Annotated in this window: 18 protein-coding genes and 1 pseudogene; 5 read left to right on the top strand and 14 right to left on the bottom strand. The window is 73.5% G+C overall.

What is annotated here, in order from left to right; translation table 11 throughout:
- Positions 1 to 25: 25 nt before the first annotated feature.
- The 6 genes from ABD899_RS08210 to ABD899_RS08185 form a co-directional block, all read right to left on the bottom strand.
- A complete protein-coding gene (locus ABD899_RS08210; protein ID WP_345204486.1) occupies positions 26 to 1,447 on the bottom strand; it encodes an adenosylmethionine--8-amino-7-oxononanoate transaminase in 1,422 nt (473 codons plus the stop codon).
- 164 nt (positions 1,448 to 1,611) lie between these two features.
- Positions 1,612 to 2,169 carry an NADPH-dependent FMN reductase gene (locus ABD899_RS08205; RefSeq protein WP_345204483.1) on the bottom strand — a complete coding sequence of 186 codons (558 nt, stop codon included), beginning with the start codon at positions 2,167 to 2,169 and terminating at the stop codon, positions 1,612 to 1,614.
- Between the two features lie 128 nt (positions 2,170 to 2,297).
- Positions 2,298 to 3,005 carry a DUF2510 domain-containing protein gene (locus ABD899_RS08200; protein ID WP_345204481.1) on the bottom strand — a complete coding sequence of 236 codons (708 nt, stop codon included), beginning with the start codon at positions 3,003 to 3,005 and terminating at the stop codon, positions 2,298 to 2,300.
- Positions 3,006 to 3,125: 120 nt separating this feature from the next.
- Positions 3,126 to 3,368, bottom strand: coding sequence for a biotin synthase auxiliary protein BsaP (gene bsaP / locus ABD899_RS08195; protein ID WP_345204479.1), 243 nt, complete (start codon positions 3,366 to 3,368; stop codon positions 3,126 to 3,128).
- A gap of 25 nt (positions 3,369 to 3,393) precedes the next feature.
- Positions 3,394 to 4,407, bottom strand: coding sequence for a biotin synthase BioB (bioB, locus tag ABD899_RS08190; protein WP_345204477.1), 1,014 nt, complete (start codon positions 4,405 to 4,407; stop codon positions 3,394 to 3,396).
- Positions 4,408 to 4,469: 62 nt separating this feature from the next.
- The gene (locus ABD899_RS08185) at positions 4,470 to 5,189 is read right to left on the bottom strand and encodes an AIM24 family protein (protein WP_345204475.1); all 720 of its coding nucleotides are present in this window, start codon (positions 5,187 to 5,189) and stop codon (positions 4,470 to 4,472) included.
- 129 nt (positions 5,190 to 5,318) lie between these two features.
- On the opposite strand from ABD899_RS08185, the gene ABD899_RS08180 reads away from it, so the two are divergent.
- Positions 5,319 to 5,786 (top strand): hypothetical protein, encoded by a 468-nt coding sequence (locus tag ABD899_RS08180; RefSeq protein WP_345204472.1) that lies wholly within the window; start codon positions 5,319 to 5,321, stop codon positions 5,784 to 5,786.
- A 96-nt stretch (positions 5,787 to 5,882) separates the two neighbouring features.
- Here the strand turns inward: ABD899_RS08180 and ABD899_RS08175 are convergent, their stop codons facing one another.
- The 6 genes from ABD899_RS08175 to ABD899_RS08150 all read right to left on the bottom strand — a co-directional run bounded on the left by ABD899_RS08175 (position 5,883) and on the right by ABD899_RS08150 (position 13,185).
- The gene (locus ABD899_RS08175) at positions 5,883 to 6,728 is read right to left on the bottom strand and encodes a M56 family metallopeptidase (protein WP_345204470.1); all 846 of its coding nucleotides are present in this window, start codon (positions 6,726 to 6,728) and stop codon (positions 5,883 to 5,885) included.
- 161 nt (positions 6,729 to 6,889) lie between these two features.
- Complete coding sequence (locus ABD899_RS08170; RefSeq protein ID WP_345204469.1) at positions 6,890 to 7,351, bottom strand: BlaI/MecI/CopY family transcriptional regulator; 462 nt, start codon at positions 7,349 to 7,351, stop codon at positions 6,890 to 6,892.
- Positions 7,352 to 7,353: 2 nt separating this feature from the next.
- On the bottom strand, positions 7,354 to 9,039 hold the full coding sequence (gene cydC / locus ABD899_RS08165; RefSeq protein ID WP_345204467.1) for a thiol reductant ABC exporter subunit CydC: 1,686 nt from the start codon (positions 9,037 to 9,039) through the stop codon (positions 7,354 to 7,356).
- The gene (cydD, locus tag ABD899_RS08160; protein WP_345204465.1) at positions 9,036 to 10,667 is read right to left on the bottom strand and encodes a thiol reductant ABC exporter subunit CydD; all 1,632 of its coding nucleotides are present in this window, start codon (positions 10,665 to 10,667) and stop codon (positions 9,036 to 9,038) included. Before cydD ends, cydC begins: the two co-directional genes overlap by 4 nt.
- A gap of 16 nt (positions 10,668 to 10,683) precedes the next feature.
- On the bottom strand, positions 10,684 to 11,712 hold the full coding sequence (cydB, locus tag ABD899_RS08155; protein ID WP_345204463.1) for a cytochrome d ubiquinol oxidase subunit II: 1,029 nt from the start codon (positions 11,710 to 11,712) through the stop codon (positions 10,684 to 10,686).
- An 18-nt stretch (positions 11,713 to 11,730) separates the two neighbouring features.
- The gene (locus tag ABD899_RS08150) at positions 11,731 to 13,185 is read right to left on the bottom strand and encodes a cytochrome ubiquinol oxidase subunit I (RefSeq protein WP_345204460.1); all 1,455 of its coding nucleotides are present in this window, start codon (positions 13,183 to 13,185) and stop codon (positions 11,731 to 11,733) included.
- Between the two features lie 251 nt (positions 13,186 to 13,436).
- On the opposite strand from ABD899_RS08150, the gene ABD899_RS08145 reads away from it, so the two are divergent.
- Together ABD899_RS08145 and ABD899_RS08140 are read left to right on the top strand one after the other, a co-directional pair.
- Positions 13,437 to 13,823, top strand: a complete 387-nt coding sequence (locus ABD899_RS08145; RefSeq protein WP_425474954.1) for a helix-turn-helix transcriptional regulator — start codon at positions 13,437 to 13,439, stop codon at positions 13,821 to 13,823.
- A gap of 9 nt (positions 13,824 to 13,832) precedes the next feature.
- Positions 13,833 to 14,333: a VOC family protein gene (locus ABD899_RS08140; protein WP_345204455.1), complete on the top strand. Its 501-nt coding sequence runs from the start codon at positions 13,833 to 13,835 to the stop codon at positions 14,331 to 14,333.
- Between the two features lie 52 nt (positions 14,334 to 14,385).
- On the opposite strand, the gene galE is transcribed toward ABD899_RS08140, so the two are convergent.
- Both galE and ABD899_RS08130 read right to left on the bottom strand, forming a co-directional pair.
- The gene (gene galE, locus ABD899_RS08135; RefSeq protein WP_345204453.1) at positions 14,386 to 15,405 is read right to left on the bottom strand and encodes a UDP-glucose 4-epimerase GalE; all 1,020 of its coding nucleotides are present in this window, start codon (positions 15,403 to 15,405) and stop codon (positions 14,386 to 14,388) included.
- A gap of 52 nt (positions 15,406 to 15,457) precedes the next feature.
- Positions 15,458 to 15,844 (bottom strand): phage holin family protein, encoded by a 387-nt coding sequence (locus tag ABD899_RS08130; protein WP_345204452.1) that lies wholly within the window; start codon positions 15,842 to 15,844, stop codon positions 15,458 to 15,460.
- Positions 15,845 to 15,940: 96 nt separating this feature from the next.
- On the opposite strand from ABD899_RS08130, the gene ABD899_RS08125 reads away from it, so the two are divergent.
- Positions 15,941 to 17,083: a histidinol-phosphate transaminase gene (locus ABD899_RS08125; RefSeq protein ID WP_345204450.1), complete on the top strand. Its 1,143-nt coding sequence runs from the start codon at positions 15,941 to 15,943 to the stop codon at positions 17,081 to 17,083.
- Between the two features lie 248 nt (positions 17,084 to 17,331).
- A pseudogene (locus tag ABD899_RS08120) lies at positions 17,332 to 17,846 on the top strand (hypothetical protein); the annotation flags it as partial.

Genomic DNA, 17,846 nt, shown 5'->3' with positions numbered 1-17,846 from the left:
CAGCATGCTGCGCGTTCAGCACCCCTCAGCCGTGCACGTCCGCCACGGCGCGCACCAGCGCCGAGGCGATCAGCCCCAGGTCCTCGTCGGACGTGACGAAGGGCGGCATCGTGTAGACGAGGTCGCGGAACGGCCGCACCCACACGCCTCGGTCGATCGCCGCAGCGGTCACCTCGGCCACCCGCACGGGCTCGCGCAGCTGCACGACGCCGACGGCCCCCAGCACCCGCACCTCACCCACCGAGCCGAGGGATGCCGCCCGCTCCAGGCCCGCGACCAGACCGCGTTCGATGCGGCCCACCTCGGCCTCGGTGTCGCGCGAGGTCAGCAGGTCGAGGTTGGCCGCCGCGATGGCGCAGGCCAGCGGGTTGGCCATGAAGGTCGGGCCGTGCATGAGGCCGCCCGCCGCGCCACCGCTCACGCCGACCGCGACCGCGCGCGTGCACAGGACCGCGGCGAGGGTGAGGTAGCCCCCCGTCAGGGCCTTGCCGACGCACAGGATGTCCGGGACGAGGCCGGCCAGGGCGCCGTCGTCGGCCCGGCCCGCACCGGCCCACAGCGGGCCGGTGCGGTGGAACCCGGTCGCGATCTCGTCGTGGATGACGAGCGCCCCGTGCTCGCGGGCCAGCTCGTGGAGCACCGCGAGCACGTGCGGCGGGTAGACGTGCATGCCGCCGGCCCCCTGCAGCACCGGCTCGACGATGACCGCCGCCACGGCATCCGCGTGCGCGGCGTAGAGCGCGCGCGTGCGCCGCTCCCACTCGACCAGCTCCGGGTCGTCGGGCTCGCGGTCGAGACCGCCGGGGGGCCTCGGGGCGAAGACGTGCTCGGGCAGCAGGCCGCGGAAGAGGGCGTGCATGCCGCCGACCGGGTCGGTCACCGACATCGGTGAGAACGTGTCGCCGTGGTACCCCCCGCGGATCGTGAAGAACCGGGTGCGACGGCGGCCCGCGGCGAGGTGCCACTGGAGCGCCATCTTCATCGCGACCTCGACCGACACCGAGCCCGAGTCGGCGAGGAAGACGTGCTCGAGCCCGTCCGGCGCGAGCTCGACGAGGCGGCGCGACAGCCCGATCGCCGGCTCGTGGGTCAGCCCGCCGAACATGACGTGCGACATCGCCCCGAGCTGGCGGTGCGCGGCGGCGTCGAGCTCGGGGACGGCGTACCCGTGGACGGCGCACCACCACGACGACATGGCGTCGACGACTTCACGAGGGCGGCCGGCCCGGTCGCGGATCCTCAGCCGGATGCCGTCCGCGGACTCGACGAGGTAGGGCTCCTGGGGCTCCACGGCCGAGGAGTACGGGTGCCACACGTGGTCCCGGTCGAACGCGAGGAGCTCGCCGACGTCCGCCCCCCCGAGTTGGGTGCCCAGGTGGCTGTCAGGGCAGCCGTCCGAGCACCCGACTCCGGCGGGGTGGGGCCAGGTGCTGGGTCCAGGGGTCATCGCCGCCCATTGTGCCGCTGCCCCTGCGCCGGCTCGCGCACGGGACGGTCAGCGCCAGATCCACTGCCGGACGGTCCACGCGCCGAAGCCGACGAGTGCGACAGCCCCCGCGACCACGAGCAGGCATCCCCCGCCGAAGACAATTCTCTCCCACGGGGTCGCCGTCAGGCGGCGGAGCGGGCGCCCTGCTCGACGGCATCCACGAGGTCGTCCACGAGCGAGCGGAGCTCGGCGTCGAGGGCTTCGTCACCGAGCCGGCCGTCGGTGAAGGCCTGGAACGACGAGCCGACGCCGACGGTGTCCTCGAGGACAGCGGCGCCCGCGACGCGCAGCACCTTGACGCCGTCCTCGCGGGCCCACGTGGCGGCGCGGGGCGAGCCTGCCGCGGCGATGACGGCGGCGGGCTTGCCGACGATCGCGGCCGCGCCACGGGGCCGCGAGACCCAGTCGACGGCGTTCTTGACGGCACTCGACAGCGAGCCGTTGTACTCGGGCGTGACGAGGAGCACGGCATCCGCGTCGGCGACGGCCTCGCGCAGGTCGCGACCGACCTCGGGCAGCGCGTCGTCGTGGTCGAGGTCCTCGGAGTAGTGCGGGAGGTCGGCGAGGCGGGCGAACACAGTGCCGTCGACGCCGGTCGGCAGGTGCGCGATGGCGGCGTCGGCGAGCTGGCGGTTGGTGGAGCCGGCGCGCAGGCTGCCGACGAGGACGAGGACGTTCACGGGGGGCTCCTGAGGAGAGGTCGGGGTCCGATGGGTGCCGATCAGGTGATTGAACCGTCAACAACCCTGTGGCATTCCCGGGAGCCGGCCTCCGGACGTGACCGGGCTGCCGGTCGTGGGCGACGGGCTCAGCCGGTGCGCGTGAGGACGGCGGGAGCCTGGAGCTGGTAGGTCACGTTGGCCATGACCCCGGAGAGCGTGTCCGGCCCCTGGAGCTGGAAGTCGGCGAACCCGGTGCTGCCGTCGTAGCCGGTGAGCTGGAACCGTGCGCCCGCGTCGCTCACCGTGCCGACGCCTGCGGCGGTGAGGCCGAGCCCCGGGGTGTACTCCTCGATGGTGGCCTGGCTGCCACCCTGGGTGATCGTGTACGTGCTGCCGCCCGCACCGAGCCACGATCCGTTCAGGTCGGGCAGGCTCGGCGGCACCGGCGCTGCACTCGCCGCAGCCTTGGACGGGGCGACGTCCTGGGTCAGGGCCTGCTGCTTCTCGTCGAGCTCCTGCTTGGGCACGCACTGCTCGCCGGCGGCAGCGAACGTGAACTCGCCCTTGGTGCTGACGCTGCAGACCTGCTGGTGGTTGACGAGCAGCGCGACACCCACGACGGCGGTGGCGAGCAGGAAGGCGGCGACGGCTCCCCACTTCACCGCCTGCCACCAGCGCGACCGTGGCGGGCGGGCGGATGCCGTGGTGGCCGCCGAGGGGGGCGAACCGCCCCCGTCCGCCGGTCGAAGGCTGGTCTGGGTCGTCCACCGCGTCCCGTCCCAGTACCGAAGGAGCGGAACGCTGGACTGGGTGTCCGGGTACCAGCCCGGCGGTGTCGCTGTGGATGGGGGCATGGCAGCCACCTCGATCACTGTGGTCCCTCCACCTCCAGTCTCGCCACCGCGCGGGTGTCCGGCAATCCGCACGACCCACCGCGTCGCGACTGATGCGTCACACCACCGGCCCGGCGTCGGTCACGACCAGGTGGGCTGCTCCACCGTCCCGTGCCGCACGCACGTCGCGGTCCAGGTGCCGGGGGTGACCTGCACCTTCATCCGGCGACGGCAGTGCACGCAGAACCGCGGGGGCTCCAGCACCGCCCGCCGGGCGCAGCGGACGTGGTCGCCCTGCGCGACGGCGTCCCCGCACTGGCCGCACCACAGCCCGGGCGAGCCGGGCCGCGCGACCGGCTCCCCGGCATCCGTCTGCTCGGTCATGAACACCACCGTCGACCGGGCGCCGTCAGAACGTCTCGTTGAGGGCCTTGATCGGCATCTCGAGCTCGTCGAGCAGGGCGAGGTCCTCGCGCGGGTCGCGCCCCAGGGTCGTGAGGTAGTTGCCGACGATGACGGCGTTGATGCCGCCGAGCAGCCCGTCGCGGGTGCCGAGGTCGCCGAGGGTGAGCTCGCGGCCACCGGCGTAGCGCAGGATCGTGCGCGGCAGGGCGAGCCGGAAGGCCGCGATGGTGCGCAGGGCGTCGCCGGTCTCCATCGGCTCGAGGTCGCCGAACGGGGTGCCGGGCCGGGGGTTGAGGAAGTTGAGCGGCACCTCGTGCGGCTCGAGCTCGCCGAGCTGGGCGGCGAGCTCGGCGCGCTGCTCGAGGGTCTCGCCCATGCCGACGAGGCCGCCGCAGCACAGCTCCATGCCCGACTCCTTGACCATGAGGCAGGTGTCCCAGCGCTCGTCGAAGGAGTGGGTCGTGACGACGTTCGGGAAGTAGGAGCGACCGGCCTCGAGGTTGTGGTTGTAGCGGTGCACGCCCATGTCGACGAGGTCGTCGACCTGCTCGCGGGTCAGCATGCCGAGCGAGGCGGCGACGTTGATGTCGACCGCCGCCCGGATGGCGGCGACGCCCTCGCGCATCTGCTCCATGAGCCTGTCGTCGGGCCCGCGCACGGCCGCGACGATGCAGAACTCGCTCGCGCCGGTGGCCGCGGTCTCCTTCGCGGCGCGCACGAGCTCGGGGATGTTGAGCCACACCGAGCGCACCGGGGAGGTGAACTGGCCGGACTGCGAGCAGAAGTGGCAGTCCTCCGGGCAGCCGCCCGTCTTGAGCGACACGATGCCCTCGACCTCGACGCTCGGCCCCTGGTACCTCATCCGCACCTCGTGGGCGAGGGCGAGCAGGTCCTGGAGGCGGTCGTCGCCGGTGCGCAGCACCTCGAGCACCTGCTCCCGGGTCAGGGGCACGCCCCGCTCGAGCACCTGCTCGCGCGCGACGTCGAGGATGTCGGTCCCGGTCACCTGTGCCGTCATGCCGACGATTGTTGCGCATGCCGCCGGGCGCCCGTGCGTGGCGCCTTCCCGTGGGCGTCCGCCTACTGGAGGAACTGCCCGAGCATCCCGCCGGGGCTCTGCGACTGCGGCGCCCCCTGGGGCACCGACTCGCTCGGCTGGACGAGGACGTAGCCCTGCCCGCCGAAGGACATCTGCAGCAGCTCACCCGTGCCGCCGCGGATCATCGAGCCCAGGCCACCGGTGTCGACGCGGATGTCCATCGAGACCCCGGCCGTCCAGAGCACGACGGCCTGGGCGTCGGCGAAGGTGGGGGCCGACGCGACGTCGAGCGCGATGGGGTCGCCCTTGGTCGTCACGGCGACGTAGCCGGTGCCGCGCAGGGCCACGTTGTACAGGCCGCCGGTCATGGTGGCGCCCCGGGCCTGGATGCGGTGGATGTCCCACTGGATCGAGTTGGAGAAGGCCAGGACGTTGGCGCCGTTGACCGAGATGGCGTCGTCCTCGAGGTACATGACCTGGATCTCGCTGGCCTCGTCGGCGACGAACAGCTCGCCGCTGCCCGAGCACTGCATCATCTTGACGCCCTCGCCGGTCGTGGCCGCCTTGAGCATCCTGCCGAGGCCACCCGAGCCCTTGTTCACGAAGCGCACGTCGCCCTGGTAGGCCACCATCGACCCGGTGCGCGCCCACACCTCCCCGTAGCGCATGTCGACCCGCAGCATCTTCTTGTTCTGCAGCGAGAAGGGGTCCTGGGTCTCCTTCTCCTTGAACTCCTGGAACAGCGACCCGTGGATCGTCATCGTGGCTGACCGCCCTCTCACTCGTGGCCCCCGGCCCTCGCCCGAGAACCTGCCCCAACGCTAGGCGGAACCCCCGACACCCGCCTAGGGTTTCCGGCAGGAGTCAGGTCACCCTCATGGAGGTCCCCGATGAGCTTCTTCGACAGGGCCAAGGCCGCCGCGAGCGACCTCGCCGCCAAGGCCGATGTCGCGATGACCCAGGCCGGCATCAACACCCCCGGCCCGGGGCCGGGTGGTGGCGACCGCGCGCTGCGCGACCTCGGCGTCCTCGCCTACCTCGAGGCCACCGGCCGGCCGGCATCCGCCGACGACCGTGCGAGGCTCCTGGCGACGCTGCGCGAGCTCGAGTCGAGCGGTCGGCTCGGCCCGCTCACCGTCGCGCCGCCGGCCTACGGCGCCCCGGGGTCCCCGCCTCCCCCTCCGGGCGCCGCTGCGGCCGCCGCGGCGCCACCACCGCCCCCGCCGCCGGCTGGGTCCGCACCGCCGCCGCCTGCTTCGGATGCCGGGGGCGCGCCCCCCGCTCCGACGGCGCCCGCCGGTCCCGAGCCGACCCCGCCCGGCTCGACGCCACCGCCCCCGCCGCCCAGCTGGGCCTAGCGCCGGCGCCCCTCCACCGCCTCCGGTGATGTCGGACGCGCGCCCCACTGCGCCCCTGACATCCCTGACATCCCTGGACCGGTGCCGGGTCGGCGCTCACGTCCACGCAGCGGCGAGCAGGACCAGGGGGAGCGTGCCGGCGAGCGCGGCATACGTGTACGCGACGGCCGGGAGCACCGGGTGCGGCGGGCCGTCGGCGAGCAGGCGCAGCCGCACCGGCGCGGTCGTCCCCACCCCGAGCGCGGCCTCCGGGGTGCGGCTCCCCGCGAGGGCGAGCAGCGCCCGGGCCGTCGCCACCTCCCCGCTCCTGCGCACCGCGGCCCGGTCCGCGAGCACCTCGACGAGGAGGCGCACCTCCGACAGCGCGGCGTCCGAGCGCAGCGGTGCGGGCACGGCCCGGTGGACGACGGCGAAGAACTCGAGGAGCAGGTCGTGGCGAGCACGCAGGTGTGCGTCCTCGTGGGCGACGACCGCCTCGAGCTGGTCGGCGGGCAGGGCGTCGAGCACACCCTGGGACAGCACGACCCGGGCCTGCCGCCCCGGGATGCAGTAGGCCGTCGGGGTCGGGTGCTGCAGGATGCGCACGCGGTCGCGCTCGTGCGTCGCGATGATGTCGACGAGCTGGCGGTGGTCGGCGCGCACCCGACGCAGCCGCACGCCGACGTCGTGCCCGGCGTACAGGACGCGGGCCAGCACGGCCGTGCTGAGCAGCACGGCCGGAGCGACGAGCTCGGTGCGCTCCAAGGCGTCCTCGCCCTCGAGGAGCAGCGGGAGGGTGGCCGGCGCCGCGGCAAGGGCCGCGAGGATGCCGCCGAGCGACACCGCCTGCCACGCGACGAGCGAGGCCCGGGGTGCCCGGCGGAAGCGTTTCTGGCGGGCCATGAGCCCGGGAGCCACCCACGCGAGGAGCACGGCGAGCCCCGCGAGGAGGAACGGGATCACACCCACCATGGTGACAGGCGCGCCGGGCTCGTCGGGGTTCACCCCCGGCCCGTCGGGGTTCACCCCGGCCCGTCGCGGCCGCCTCGCCCGGCCGCCCCGCCCGGGTGATCCCCGGGTGACTCCGCCCGGGGATCACCCGGGCGCGGAGGGACGACCCGGGCTCAGCGCCCCCGCAGCGGGCGACGCCGAGGTGCCGGCGCCGGCGCCACCTCCGCCTCCGCACGGGCCTCGATCTCGGCGAGGGCGGCCTTGAGGTCGGCGATCTCGTCCGTCGTCGCCCCGTCGAGGAAGTGCAGGAGGGCCGTGCGCCGGTCGGTGACGTCCATGTCGTCCATCGTGCGGCGCATCGTCTGCGCGGTGAGTGCCTCGCGGGTGTCGGCGGGGCGGTACCGCCAGGCGCGCCCGTCGCGCTCGCGGGTGACGAGTCCCTTCTTCGCGAGGCGGTCGAGCACCGTCATGACCGTCGTGTAGGCGATCTCCCGCTCGCCCTCGAAGCGGTCGTGCACCTCGCGGACGGTGGCGCCGCCGAACTGGGAGCCGCCCGCGGTGGCCGCCTCCCACAGGTGCTCCATGACGACCCGCTCGAGGTCGCCGAGACGGGGTGCGGAGGTCGAGTGCGGCATGGCTACTCCTTCGGGGTGCGCGCAGCCGTCGAGGCTGCGCCGAGGTCGAGCACGGAGTCGAAACGGTCGACGGCCTCGGGACGGTGGCTGACGAGGACGACGCTGCGTCCGTCGGTGGCCGTGAGCACGTCGTCGAGGACCGCCGTGGCGGTGGCGTGGTCGAGGTGGGCGGTGGGCTCGTCGAGCAGCACGAGGGGCCGGTCGGCGAGGAGGGCGCGGGCCACGCCGAGCCTGGCGCGCTCGCCGCCGGACACCCCGCGACCGCCGCTGCCGAGGCGGGTGTCGAGGCCATCCGGCAGGCCCGCGAGCCAGTCCCCCAGCCCGGCGCGACCCAGTGCGGCCGAGACGTCGGCGTCGCTCGCGTCCGGGTGGGCGAGCCGCAGGTTGGCGGCCACCGACGTCGAGAAGACGTGCGGCTCGTCGTCGACGACGGCGACGTGCCGGCGCACCTCCTCGAGCCCGAGGCCGTGGACGTCGGTGCCGTCGACCGCGTGACGTCCGCGGCTCGGGTCGAGGTGCCGGGCGAGCACGGCGAGCAGGGTGCTCTTCCCCGAGCCGTTGGGGCCGACGACGGCGACCCGCCGCCCGGGCTCGAGGGTGAGGTCGGTCGGGGCGAGCTGCTCGCCGTGACCCGTCCACGACGCGGCGACCTCCCGCAGCTCCACGTGGCGGCCGGACACCTCGTTGCGTCCGGCACCTTGGGGGTCAGGACCCCCGACCTGCCGGACGCCAGCAGGGGTGGCAGCGTCGGTCACGGCGGGCTGCTGCTCGAGCAGCGCGTCGAGCCGGGCCGCGCTGCCCTGCGCCCGCGCCAGCGAGCGCATCGTGTCGACGAGCGGGGCGAGGGCGTCGCCGAGGGCGACCGGGACGACGACGAGGAGCGCGGCGACGGGCGCCCCGGTGGCCGCGGGGTCGACGAGGGCGGCGGTGGCCACGGTCGCCACGGCGGTCGCGACGAGCAACGTCGCGGCGACGAGCGCGCGGCCGCGGCTCTGCCGGTTCACGGCGCGGCGCAGCGTCTCGTGGGCGTCGCGGAGCCAGCCGGATGCCGTGGCACCGGCCCCGACCGCCTGCAGCTCACCGGCCTGGCGCGCCACGAGGTCGCTGACCCGAAGCACCTCGGCCCGGGCCTCGAGCAGCTCGTCGCGTGAGCGCGACTCCACGAGCCACGCGAGCCAGCACGTCGCCGCGACGGCGAGGAGCAGCCCGACGAGCACGAGCCCGACCTGCGGTGCGAACCACGCGGCGAGCAGCGCCGCGACGAGCCCGGCGAGGGCGCTCGAGAGCACCGGCACGGTGACCCGGACCTGGGCCTCGACGACGTCGGTGAGGTCGTCGACGACGCCGGCGAGCACGCTCGAGCGCGACCGGCGCCCGAGCCGCGCCGGGGTGAGCGGCACGAGCGCGGCGTACACGCCGGTGCGGCGCTGCGCGAGGTCGTCGAGCGCGGCATCGTGCGACACGACCCGCTCGAGGTAGCGGAAGAAGGGCCGGGCGATGCCGAAGGCCCGGACCCCGACGATGGCCGTGAGCAGAGTGAGGATGACCGGCTGCTCGCTGGCCCGCACGATGAGCCATCCCGACGTCGCGGTCAGGGCGATGCCGGATGCCGTCGCGGCGCCGCCGAGGAGCCCGCCGTGGATCGTCGCGCGGGTCGGGCGGAGCAGGCTCATGGGGTGGGTGCTCACCGCAGCACCTCCGCGCCCTCGTGGGTCAGCACGACGTGCCGGTCGGCGCGCTCGACGAGCTCGGGCCGGTGCGTCACGGCGAGCACCGTGCGGCGCTCGCCGAGCTCGACGAGGACGTCGTGGACGAGAGCCGCGGCGTCCTCGTCGAGGTGTGCGGTGGGTTCGTCGACGAGCAGCACCGGTGCGGTCGACAGAGCCGCCCGGGCCAGGGCCACCCGGGCCCGCTGGCCGGCGGACAGCCCGAACCCGTCGTCGCCGAGCGGGGTGCCGAGCGCCCGGGACAGCCCGGCGACGAAGCCCTCGAGGCCGACGAGCCGCAGGGCGTCCCACAGGGCCTGGTCGTCGGCCCCGTTGCCGAGGGTGAGCGCGTCGCGCAGGGTACCCGCCGGCAGGAACGGGCGCTGGGTCACGAGGTGGGCGCGGCCGGCGCGCACGGTACCGGCAGTGGGCGTGCGCAGACCGGCCGCGAGCTCGAGGAGGGTCGACTTGCCGACCCCGGAGGGGCCGGTGACGGCGGTGAGCCCCGGCCCGGCATCCAGGCTGACGCTCGTCAGCGCGGGTGCGTCGGCGCCCGGGTAGGTGTACGCGGCCCGGACGAGGCGCACGCCGACCTCGTCCGGTGCGCCACCCCCCGGTGAGTGCGGACGTGGCTGCCCCAGCGGCCACGTCCGCACTCGCCGCGAGGAGTCGTCCGGCTCGGCGAGCTCGGCGAGGATGCCGTCGATCGCCTCGGCGCCGTCGGCCGCCGCGTGGAACTCGGCGCCGACCCGGCGGATCGGCCAGTAGGCCTCGGGCGCGAGCAGGATCGCGAGCAGCCCGGCCTGCAGCGTCATCGACCCGTGGGTGAGCCGCAGGCCGACGGTGACCGCGACGATCGCGACCGAGATCGACGCGAGCAGCTCCAGGGCCGCCGACGACGTGAACGCCAGCCTCAGCGTGCTCATCGTGGCCCGGCGGTGCTGCTGGCTCACCTCGCCGATGACGTCGACCTGGCGCTCGGCCCGGCCGTACCCGACGAGGGTCGGCAGGCCGCGCATGACGTCGAGGAAGTGGCCCGACAGCGACGACAGCGCGGCCCAGCGCCGCTCGGTCTCGGCGCGGGTCGCCGTGCCGATGAGGGCGGCGAAGAACGGCAGGAGCGGCAGCGTGAGCGCGACGATGAGCGCACTGACCCAGTCGACCCACAGCAGCGTCGCGAGCGCGAGCACCGGGACGACGACCCCCGCGACGAGCGCAGGGAGGAAGCGGGCGACGTACGGCTCGACGCTCGCGGCGCCCTGGGCGGCGAGGGTGACGGCCCGGTCCGGGTCGGGGCGGTCCTCGGCGGGCGAGGCGAGCCACCGGGCGAGCAGCCGCTCGCGCAGCTCCGCGGTCACCTCGAGCCCGGCCCAGGCCGCGACCCGCTCCGCGACCCACGCGAGGGCGGCCCGCGCCCCGAACAGGCCCGCCAGCCACAGCGCGGACGGGCCCACCGGCATCCCCTCGACGACGGCCACGACGAGCGCCGTGAGCGCCACCGCGAGGCCGATCGTCGCGAGGCCCTGGAGCACGCCGACGACCGCCAGGACGGTGACCGGCCGGCGTGCGGCCGGCGCCGTCCTGAGCAGCCGGGGGTCGAAGGGCCTCATCGGGGATGCCGCCGGCTCACTTCACCGAGACGGCCTGCGGGATGTGCTGGGTGCCGAGCCGCTTGCGGAACGTCCAGTAGGTCCACGCGGTGTAGAGCAGCACGATCGGCGTGAACACGAGGGCCGCGACGGTCATGATCTGCAGCGTCAGCTCGCTGCTCGAGGCGTTCTCGATGGTCAGCGACGTGCCGCCCGGGAGGGTGGTCGGCATGACGTTCGGGTAGAGCGCGAGGAAGTACGTCGCGACCGCCGACGCCATCGTGACGGCCGTGCCGGTGAACGCCCAGCCCTCGCGGCCCCGCATGTTCGCGAGGATCGCGCCGACGAGGGACAGCGCGGCGACCGCCGTCGTGAGCCACGTCCAGACCGTGCCCTGGCTGAGGTTGAGCCACAGCAGGAGGGTCACGGCGAGCACCGCCGTGCCGAGGCCGAGGGTCGTGCCGAGGGCCTGGGCGTCGCGCCGGATGTCACCCGTCGTCTTCAGGGCGAGGAAGAACGCGCCGTGCGTGAGGCTGAGGCCGAGCACGACGAGCCCGCCGAGGAGCGACATCGGGTTGAGCAGGGTCCACAGGTTGCCGACGAACTCCATGTCGGCGTCGATCGGCAGCCCCCGCACGACGTTGGTCAGGGCGACGCCGACGAGCAGCGGGGCGACGATGGAGCCGCCGATGATCGCCCAGTCCCAGCGCTGGCGCCAGGTGTCGTCGTCGCGCTTGCCGCGGTACTCGAAGCCCATGTTCCGCACGATGAGCGCGATGAGCAGGATGAGCAGCGGCAGGTACATCGCCGAGAACATCGTGGCGTACCAGTGCGGGAAGGCCGCGAACGTGGCGCCACCGGCGGTGAGCAGCCAGACCTCGTTGCCGTCCCAGTGGGGGCCGATCGTCGTCAGCATGACCCGACGGCGCTTCTCGGTGTCCTGGGCGTTGCGTCCCTTGCCGAGCACCGGGAGGAGTGCGCCGACGCCGAAGTCGAAGCCCTCGAGGACGAGGTAGCCGGCCCACAGCAGGCCGATGAGGCCGAACCAGATGAGTGCGTAGTCCATGAGTGGTCCTCGATCCGATCAGTAGGCGAACTGGAGCGGGGCGTCGTCGTCCGCGTCCGCGTGGTCGGCCGGGTCCTCGAAGGGGTCGGCGCCGCGCCGGACGTAGGTGAGGAAGAGCTTGACCTCGATGACGGCGAGCACCGCGTAGACGGCGGTGTAGGTGATCATCGAGATCCACACCTCCATGGCGCTCACCGAGGGCGAGACCCCGGATGCCGTCGTCATGAGCCCGTAGACGATCCACGGCTGCCGGCCGGCCTCGGTGAAGATCCAGCCCCAGCTGTTGGCGAAGACGGGCGCGAGCGGGGTGAGCACCGCGACCCACGTCCACAGCGGCGACAGCGGGACGCCGCCCCGACGGGTGGCCCACAGGACGGCGGCGGCCGCGGCCATCGTCGCGAAGCCCAGGCCCATCATGAAGCGGAACGACCAGTAGGTCAGCGGGATCATCGGCGTGTAGTCGTCGACGATGACGAGCGCGGCGACGTCGGGGCCGTAGCGCTCGGCGACCTTCTCGGCCATCGCCCGCTCGCTCTCGCGCAGCTCGTTGATGCCCTCGACCTCGCCGTCCCACGTGCCGGTGGCGAGGAAGGACAGCAGCCCGGGGATCTCGATGATCCGGGTGGCCTCGCTCCCGTCGAGCGAGCCGACCGAGAGCACCGAGAAGGGCGCGTTCGCCGTCGTCTCGTACAGACCCTCCGCGGCCGCCATCTTCATCGGCTGGACCTCGGTCATGATCTTGCCCTGGATGTCGCCGGTGACGACGACGCCGAGCGACGCGACGAGGGCGAAGACGGCCCCGAACCGGGTGGCGCGGCGGTACATCGACTCGTCCGCGGTGCCGGCGTGCTTGCGCAGCAGCCACAGGGCCACGCCCATGACGACGGCGCCGCCGACCATGTAGGCCGAGAACACGACGTGGGGGAAGGTGACGAGCTGGACCTTGTTCGTCAGCACCGCGAGGAAGTCGGCCATCTCGGCGCGTCCGTTCTCGGGGTTGAACCGGAAGCCGACCGGGTTCTGCATGAAGGAGTTCGCCGCCAGGATGAAGTAGGCCGACAGCACGGTGCCGATGTGCACGAGCCACATCGTCGACGCGTGGAGCTTCTCGGGGATCCGGCCCCAGCCGAAGATCCAGATGCCGAGGAACGTCGACTCGAGGAAGAAGGCGAGCAGCGCCTCGAAGGCGAGCGGAGCGCCGAAGATGTCTCCGACGAAGCGGGAGTAGTCGGACCAGTTCATCCCGAACTGGAACTCCTGGACGATGCCGGTGACGAGCCCGAGGGCGAAGTTGATGATGAAGAGCTTCCCGAAGAACTTCGTGAGCCGGAAGTACTCGGGGTCGCGCGTGCGCAGCCACTGGGTGTGGAAGATCGCGACGATCAGCGACAGGCCGATCGTGATGGGCACGAACAAGAAGTGGTAGACGGTCGTGATGGCGAACTGCCACCTGGCGACATCGACGGCATCCATGCTGGACTCCTGCAAGTCATACGACGTGACGTAGTACAAACTACAGTCCGTCGTAGTAGCCCCGGAACCGCGTCCGGCCGTTGTCGAATGTGAACCGGGCCACGGCAGGGGACCCTCACCTGCCGGTGGCCGGATGCCGGTGGCCGGTGGACGGGATGCCGGTCGCTCGCCTTCCGTGGGCCGCCCCGCCGTGCGACCGTGGTCGGGTGCACCGGGACGACCTCGTCCGGCTGCGGCAGGCCCGCGACCGGATGGACCGCGACTACGCCGAGCCCCTCGACGTGCCCGCGCTCGCCAGCGACGCGCTCATGTCGGTCGGCCACTTCCACCGCAGCTTCCGCGAGGCCTTCGGCGAGACCCCCTACGCCCACCTCATGACCCGCCGCGTCGAGCGGGCCGCGGCGCTCCTGCGCCGCGGTGACCTGTCCGTCACCGACGTCTGCATGGCGGTGGGCTGCACCTCGCTCGGCTCGTTCAGCGCGCGCTTCACCGAGCTCATGGGGGTGACCCCGAGCGAGTACCGCGCCCGCTCGCACGAGGAGGCGCGCGGCATCCCGCCGTGCATCGCCAAGCAGGCGGGCCGGCCCACCCGCGGTCGGTCAGGATCGGAGAAGCGTGCCGGGGCGTCGAGCGCCTAGCGTCGACGCATGGACACCACGACCACCAGGACCACCACGACCGCCACGACCCCGACCGGCGCGGAGCCGACCGGCGCGGCCGCTCCGACGGCCTCGCTCGCCGTCGCCAACTGCTTCCTCGTCGTCGACGACCACGACAAGGCGCTCACCTTCTACCGCGACGTGCTCGGCTTCACGGTGACCCGGGACGTCACGAACGGTGACTTCCGCTGGCTCAGCGTGTCGACGCCGCAGCAGCCCGACCTCGAGATCACGATCCAGTCGGTCGGCATCTACCCCGGCTGCAGCGACGAGGACCGCGCGGCGATGGACACCCTGCTCGCCAAGGGCCTGCTCAGCCCGCTCATCTTCCGGTGCGACGACGTCGACGCCGTCTTCGAGCACGTGCGGGCCGCCGGCGGCGAGGTGCTCCAGGAGCCCATGGACCAGTTCTACGGCGTGCGCGACTGCGCGTTCCGCGACCCGGCGGGCAACATGCTGCGGTTCAACACGGTGCTGCCCGGGGCCTGACCTGCGGGAGCGGCCCTGACACCGCCCCGCCGCCCCGCCCTCGTCCGCGGGGTCAGGCGTCGGGGTAGCCGTGCGGGTTGGCGCTCTGCCAGCGCCAGGTGTCGGCGCACATGTCGTCGACGGTGCGGGTGGCTCGCCAGCCGAGCTCGGCGTGGGCCCGGGTCGGGTCGGCGTAGGAGGCGGCGACGTCGCCGGGGCGCCGGTCGACGATCCGGTAGGGCAGGGCGTGGCCGCAGGCTCGCTCGAACGCCGCGACGAGCTCGAGCACCGACGTGCCGTGCCCGGTGCCGAGGTTCCACGTCGAGACCGGGTCGGACACGGCCTCGAGGCGGTTCAGCGCGGCGATGTGCCCGGCCGCGAGGTCCTCGACGTGGATGTAGTCCCGGATGCCGGTGCCGTCGGGAGTGGGGTAGTCCCCGCCGAAGACCGACAGGGACTCCCGGCGCCCGACGGCGACCTGGGCGAGGTAGGGCATGAGGTTGTTCGGGATGTCGGAGGGGTCCTCGCCGATCGTGCCCGAGGGGTGGGCCCCGACGGGGTTGAAGTAGCGCAGCAGCGCGATCCGCCACGTCGGGTCGGCGGCGGCGACATCGCGCAGCACCTGTTCCTGCATGACCTTGGTCCACCCGTAGGGGTTGGTCGCGCTCGTCGGCAGGTCCTCGTGCATCGGCACCGGGGCGTTCGCACCGTAGACCGTGGCGGAGGAGGAGAACACCAGCCTGGACACGCCGTGTCGGCGCATCGCGCGCACGAGGGAGAAGGTGGAGCCCAGGTTGTTCTCGTAGTACTCGAGCGGCTTGGCGACCGACTCCCCGACGGCCTTGAACCCGGCGAAGTGGATGACCGCGTCGATGCTGTCGTGGGCGAACAGGTGCTCGGTCTTGTCGTGGTCGGTCAGGTCGAACGAGCGCACGTCGAGCCGCTGCCCGGTCAGCGCCTCGACCCGGCCCACCACCGACGGCTTGGCGTTGGCGAAGGAGTCCACGACGACGACCTCGTGGCCGGCCGCGACGAGCTGGACCACCGTGTGGGACCCGATGTAGCCGGCACCGCCGGAGACGAGGACGCGCATGGCGCCAACCTACCGGGATGCCGTCCCCGGCCGTCCGCGGGAGCGGCCGCGGTCAGTCGTCCTCGGGGAGGACGATGTTGAGCACCCACGAGACGAACGTGATGACGACCGCGGCGAGGACGGCATCCCAGAAGAACTCGTCGATGGTGAAGGACAGCCCCAGCCAGTCGCTGATCCACTCGGTGATCTGCAGCATGAACGCGTTGACGACGAAGATGAACAGCCCGAGCGTCAGCACGATGAACGGCAGCGACAGCAGGGTCGCGATCGGCTTGATGAGGGCGTTGAGCACTCCGAAGACGAGCGCCACGAGGCCGATCGTGAGGACCTTCGTCGAGAAGGTGGACTCGTTCTCGGCGAGGTCGACCCCGTCGACGACGAGGGCCGCGACCCACAGGGCGATGCCGTTGACGACCACGCGGACGAGGAAGTTCTTCACGCCCGCAGTGTGGCAGGTGCCGATGCCGCCGCAGGAGGGCCCGGCGGCGACTCGCCGGGTCGGGTGCTGCGTGCGCCCCGCCCTACAGTGGTCCGCATGACCGACGAGACCCGTGCGACCGAGGGCGTTGCGGCCCCGGACGCTCCGCGCGCGCCGGACGCCCCGGTGCGTCTGCGGGACGCCCTCGATGCCCTGCCGGCCTACACCCCCGGCCGCCCGGCATCCGCCCCGCCCGGGGTCACGGCGTACAAGATCAGCAGCAACGAGAACCCCTACCCGCCGCTGCCCGCCGTGCTCGACACGGTGCGCGACGCCGCCTCGCAGATGAACCGGTACCCCGACATGTCGGTCGGGGCCCTCACGCAGGTGCTGGCGGCGCGGCTCGGCGTGCCGGCTGCTCGCCTCGCGTTCGGGCCCGGGTCGGTGGGGGTGCTCGGGCAGCTCATCGCGGCGACGTGCGACATGGGCGACGAGGTCGTCTTCGCGTGGCGGTCCTTCGAGGCGTACCCGATTCTCGTGACGCTCGCGGGCGCCGTACCGGTGCAGGTGCCCCTGACGGCCGATGCGCGCCACGACCTCGTCGCCATGGCCGACGCGATCACCCCGCGCACGCGCGTCGTGCTCGTCTGCACACCGAACAACCCGACGGGGACGACCGTCGGCGACGCGGAGCTCGAGGTGTTCCTCGAGCGGGTGCCCTCCGACGTCCTCGTCGTCATCGACGAGGCGTACCTCGAGTTCGTCACCGCCCCGGACTCGCCGGATGCCCTCGCCGTGCACCGGTCGCGACCCAACGTCGCCGTCCTGCGCACCTTCTCCAAGGCGTACGGGCTGGCCGGGCTGCGGGTCGGGTACGCCGTGGCGCACGAGCCCGTCGCGGAGGCGCTGCGCAAGGCGGCGATCCCCTTCGGGGTGAACTCGCTGGCCCAGGCGGCGGCGGTCGCGTCGCTCGAGGCCGTCGACGAGCTCGAGGTGCGCGTCAAGGAGCTCGTGGCCGAGCGCGAGCGGGTGGTGGCGGCGCTGCGAGACCAGGGCTGGTCGCCGCCGGACGCCCAGGCGAACTTCGTCTGGTTCTCGCTGGGTTCTCGGACGGTCGAGTTCGCGGCCGCCTGCCAGGATGCCGGGCTCACCGTTCGTCCGTACGGCTCGGACGGGGCGCGCGCGACCATCGCCGAGCGGGAGGCCAACGACCGCCTCATCGAGGTGGCCGGCCGCTTCCTCGCCGCCGGCTCCGCCTGACGGGCCGCTGCGGCGCAGGCGCCCGACACGGCCGGGACCGGCGGTGTCGGGACGGTCGGACGGTCGGGGCTCGACGTGGCTCGACGTGGGCTTGCGGTGGGCTTGCGGGCCTTGGGTGCGCGGGAGGCTCGGCGCTGGAGGGCGTCGTGCCGGGTGCTTCGTCCACAGGGCGTGCGGTTGGTTGTCGTCGTCCACAGGTGGGGTGGCGGGTTCGGGGGGGTGTCGGTGGACACCTGTACGGTTTTCTCATGGCGGGGGAACTGGGGTGTGAGGGTCCGGGCGGCAGCCCGGGGAGTGGTGTGCCGCAGCCGGTGACGGATGCCGTGCCGCCCGGTGAGCAGGTCGCTGCGGCTGGGGTCGGCGGCCAGACCGCCGCCGCCGGTAGCGGGGATGCCGTCACCGAGGGCGCCGTGGCCCGACCGGTGTCGGAGGCAGTGCCGCCCGGCGGGGACGCCGCCGCGCCTGGTGGTGGTGTGGTGGGGCCGGTGGTGGCGTTCCAGGGGTGGCTGGCGGGGGTGGATGTCGGGGGGCTGAGCGACGCGGAGCGGGTGGACCTGGTCGGGGTGTTGGAGCGGGTCAAGGGGTCGGTGTGTGCGGTACAGGCGCGGGCCACGGATGCGGTGCGGTGCTCGCGGGAGGTGGTGGCGCCGGTGGACGCGGCCCGGTCGGTGGGGTCGGTGGTGGCGTTGGCGCGCCGGGAACCCCCGTCGGCGGGGGACCGGTTGGTGGGGGTGGCCCGGGCGTTGGTGCACGAGATGCCGGT

Origin of the sequence: Fodinibacter luteus (assembly GCF_039541575.1) — a bacterium.
Taxonomy (GTDB): Bacteria; Actinomycetota; Actinomycetes; order Actinomycetales; family Dermatophilaceae; genus Fodinibacter; species Fodinibacter luteus.
This window is presented reverse-complemented; position numbering and strand designations above follow the sequence as displayed.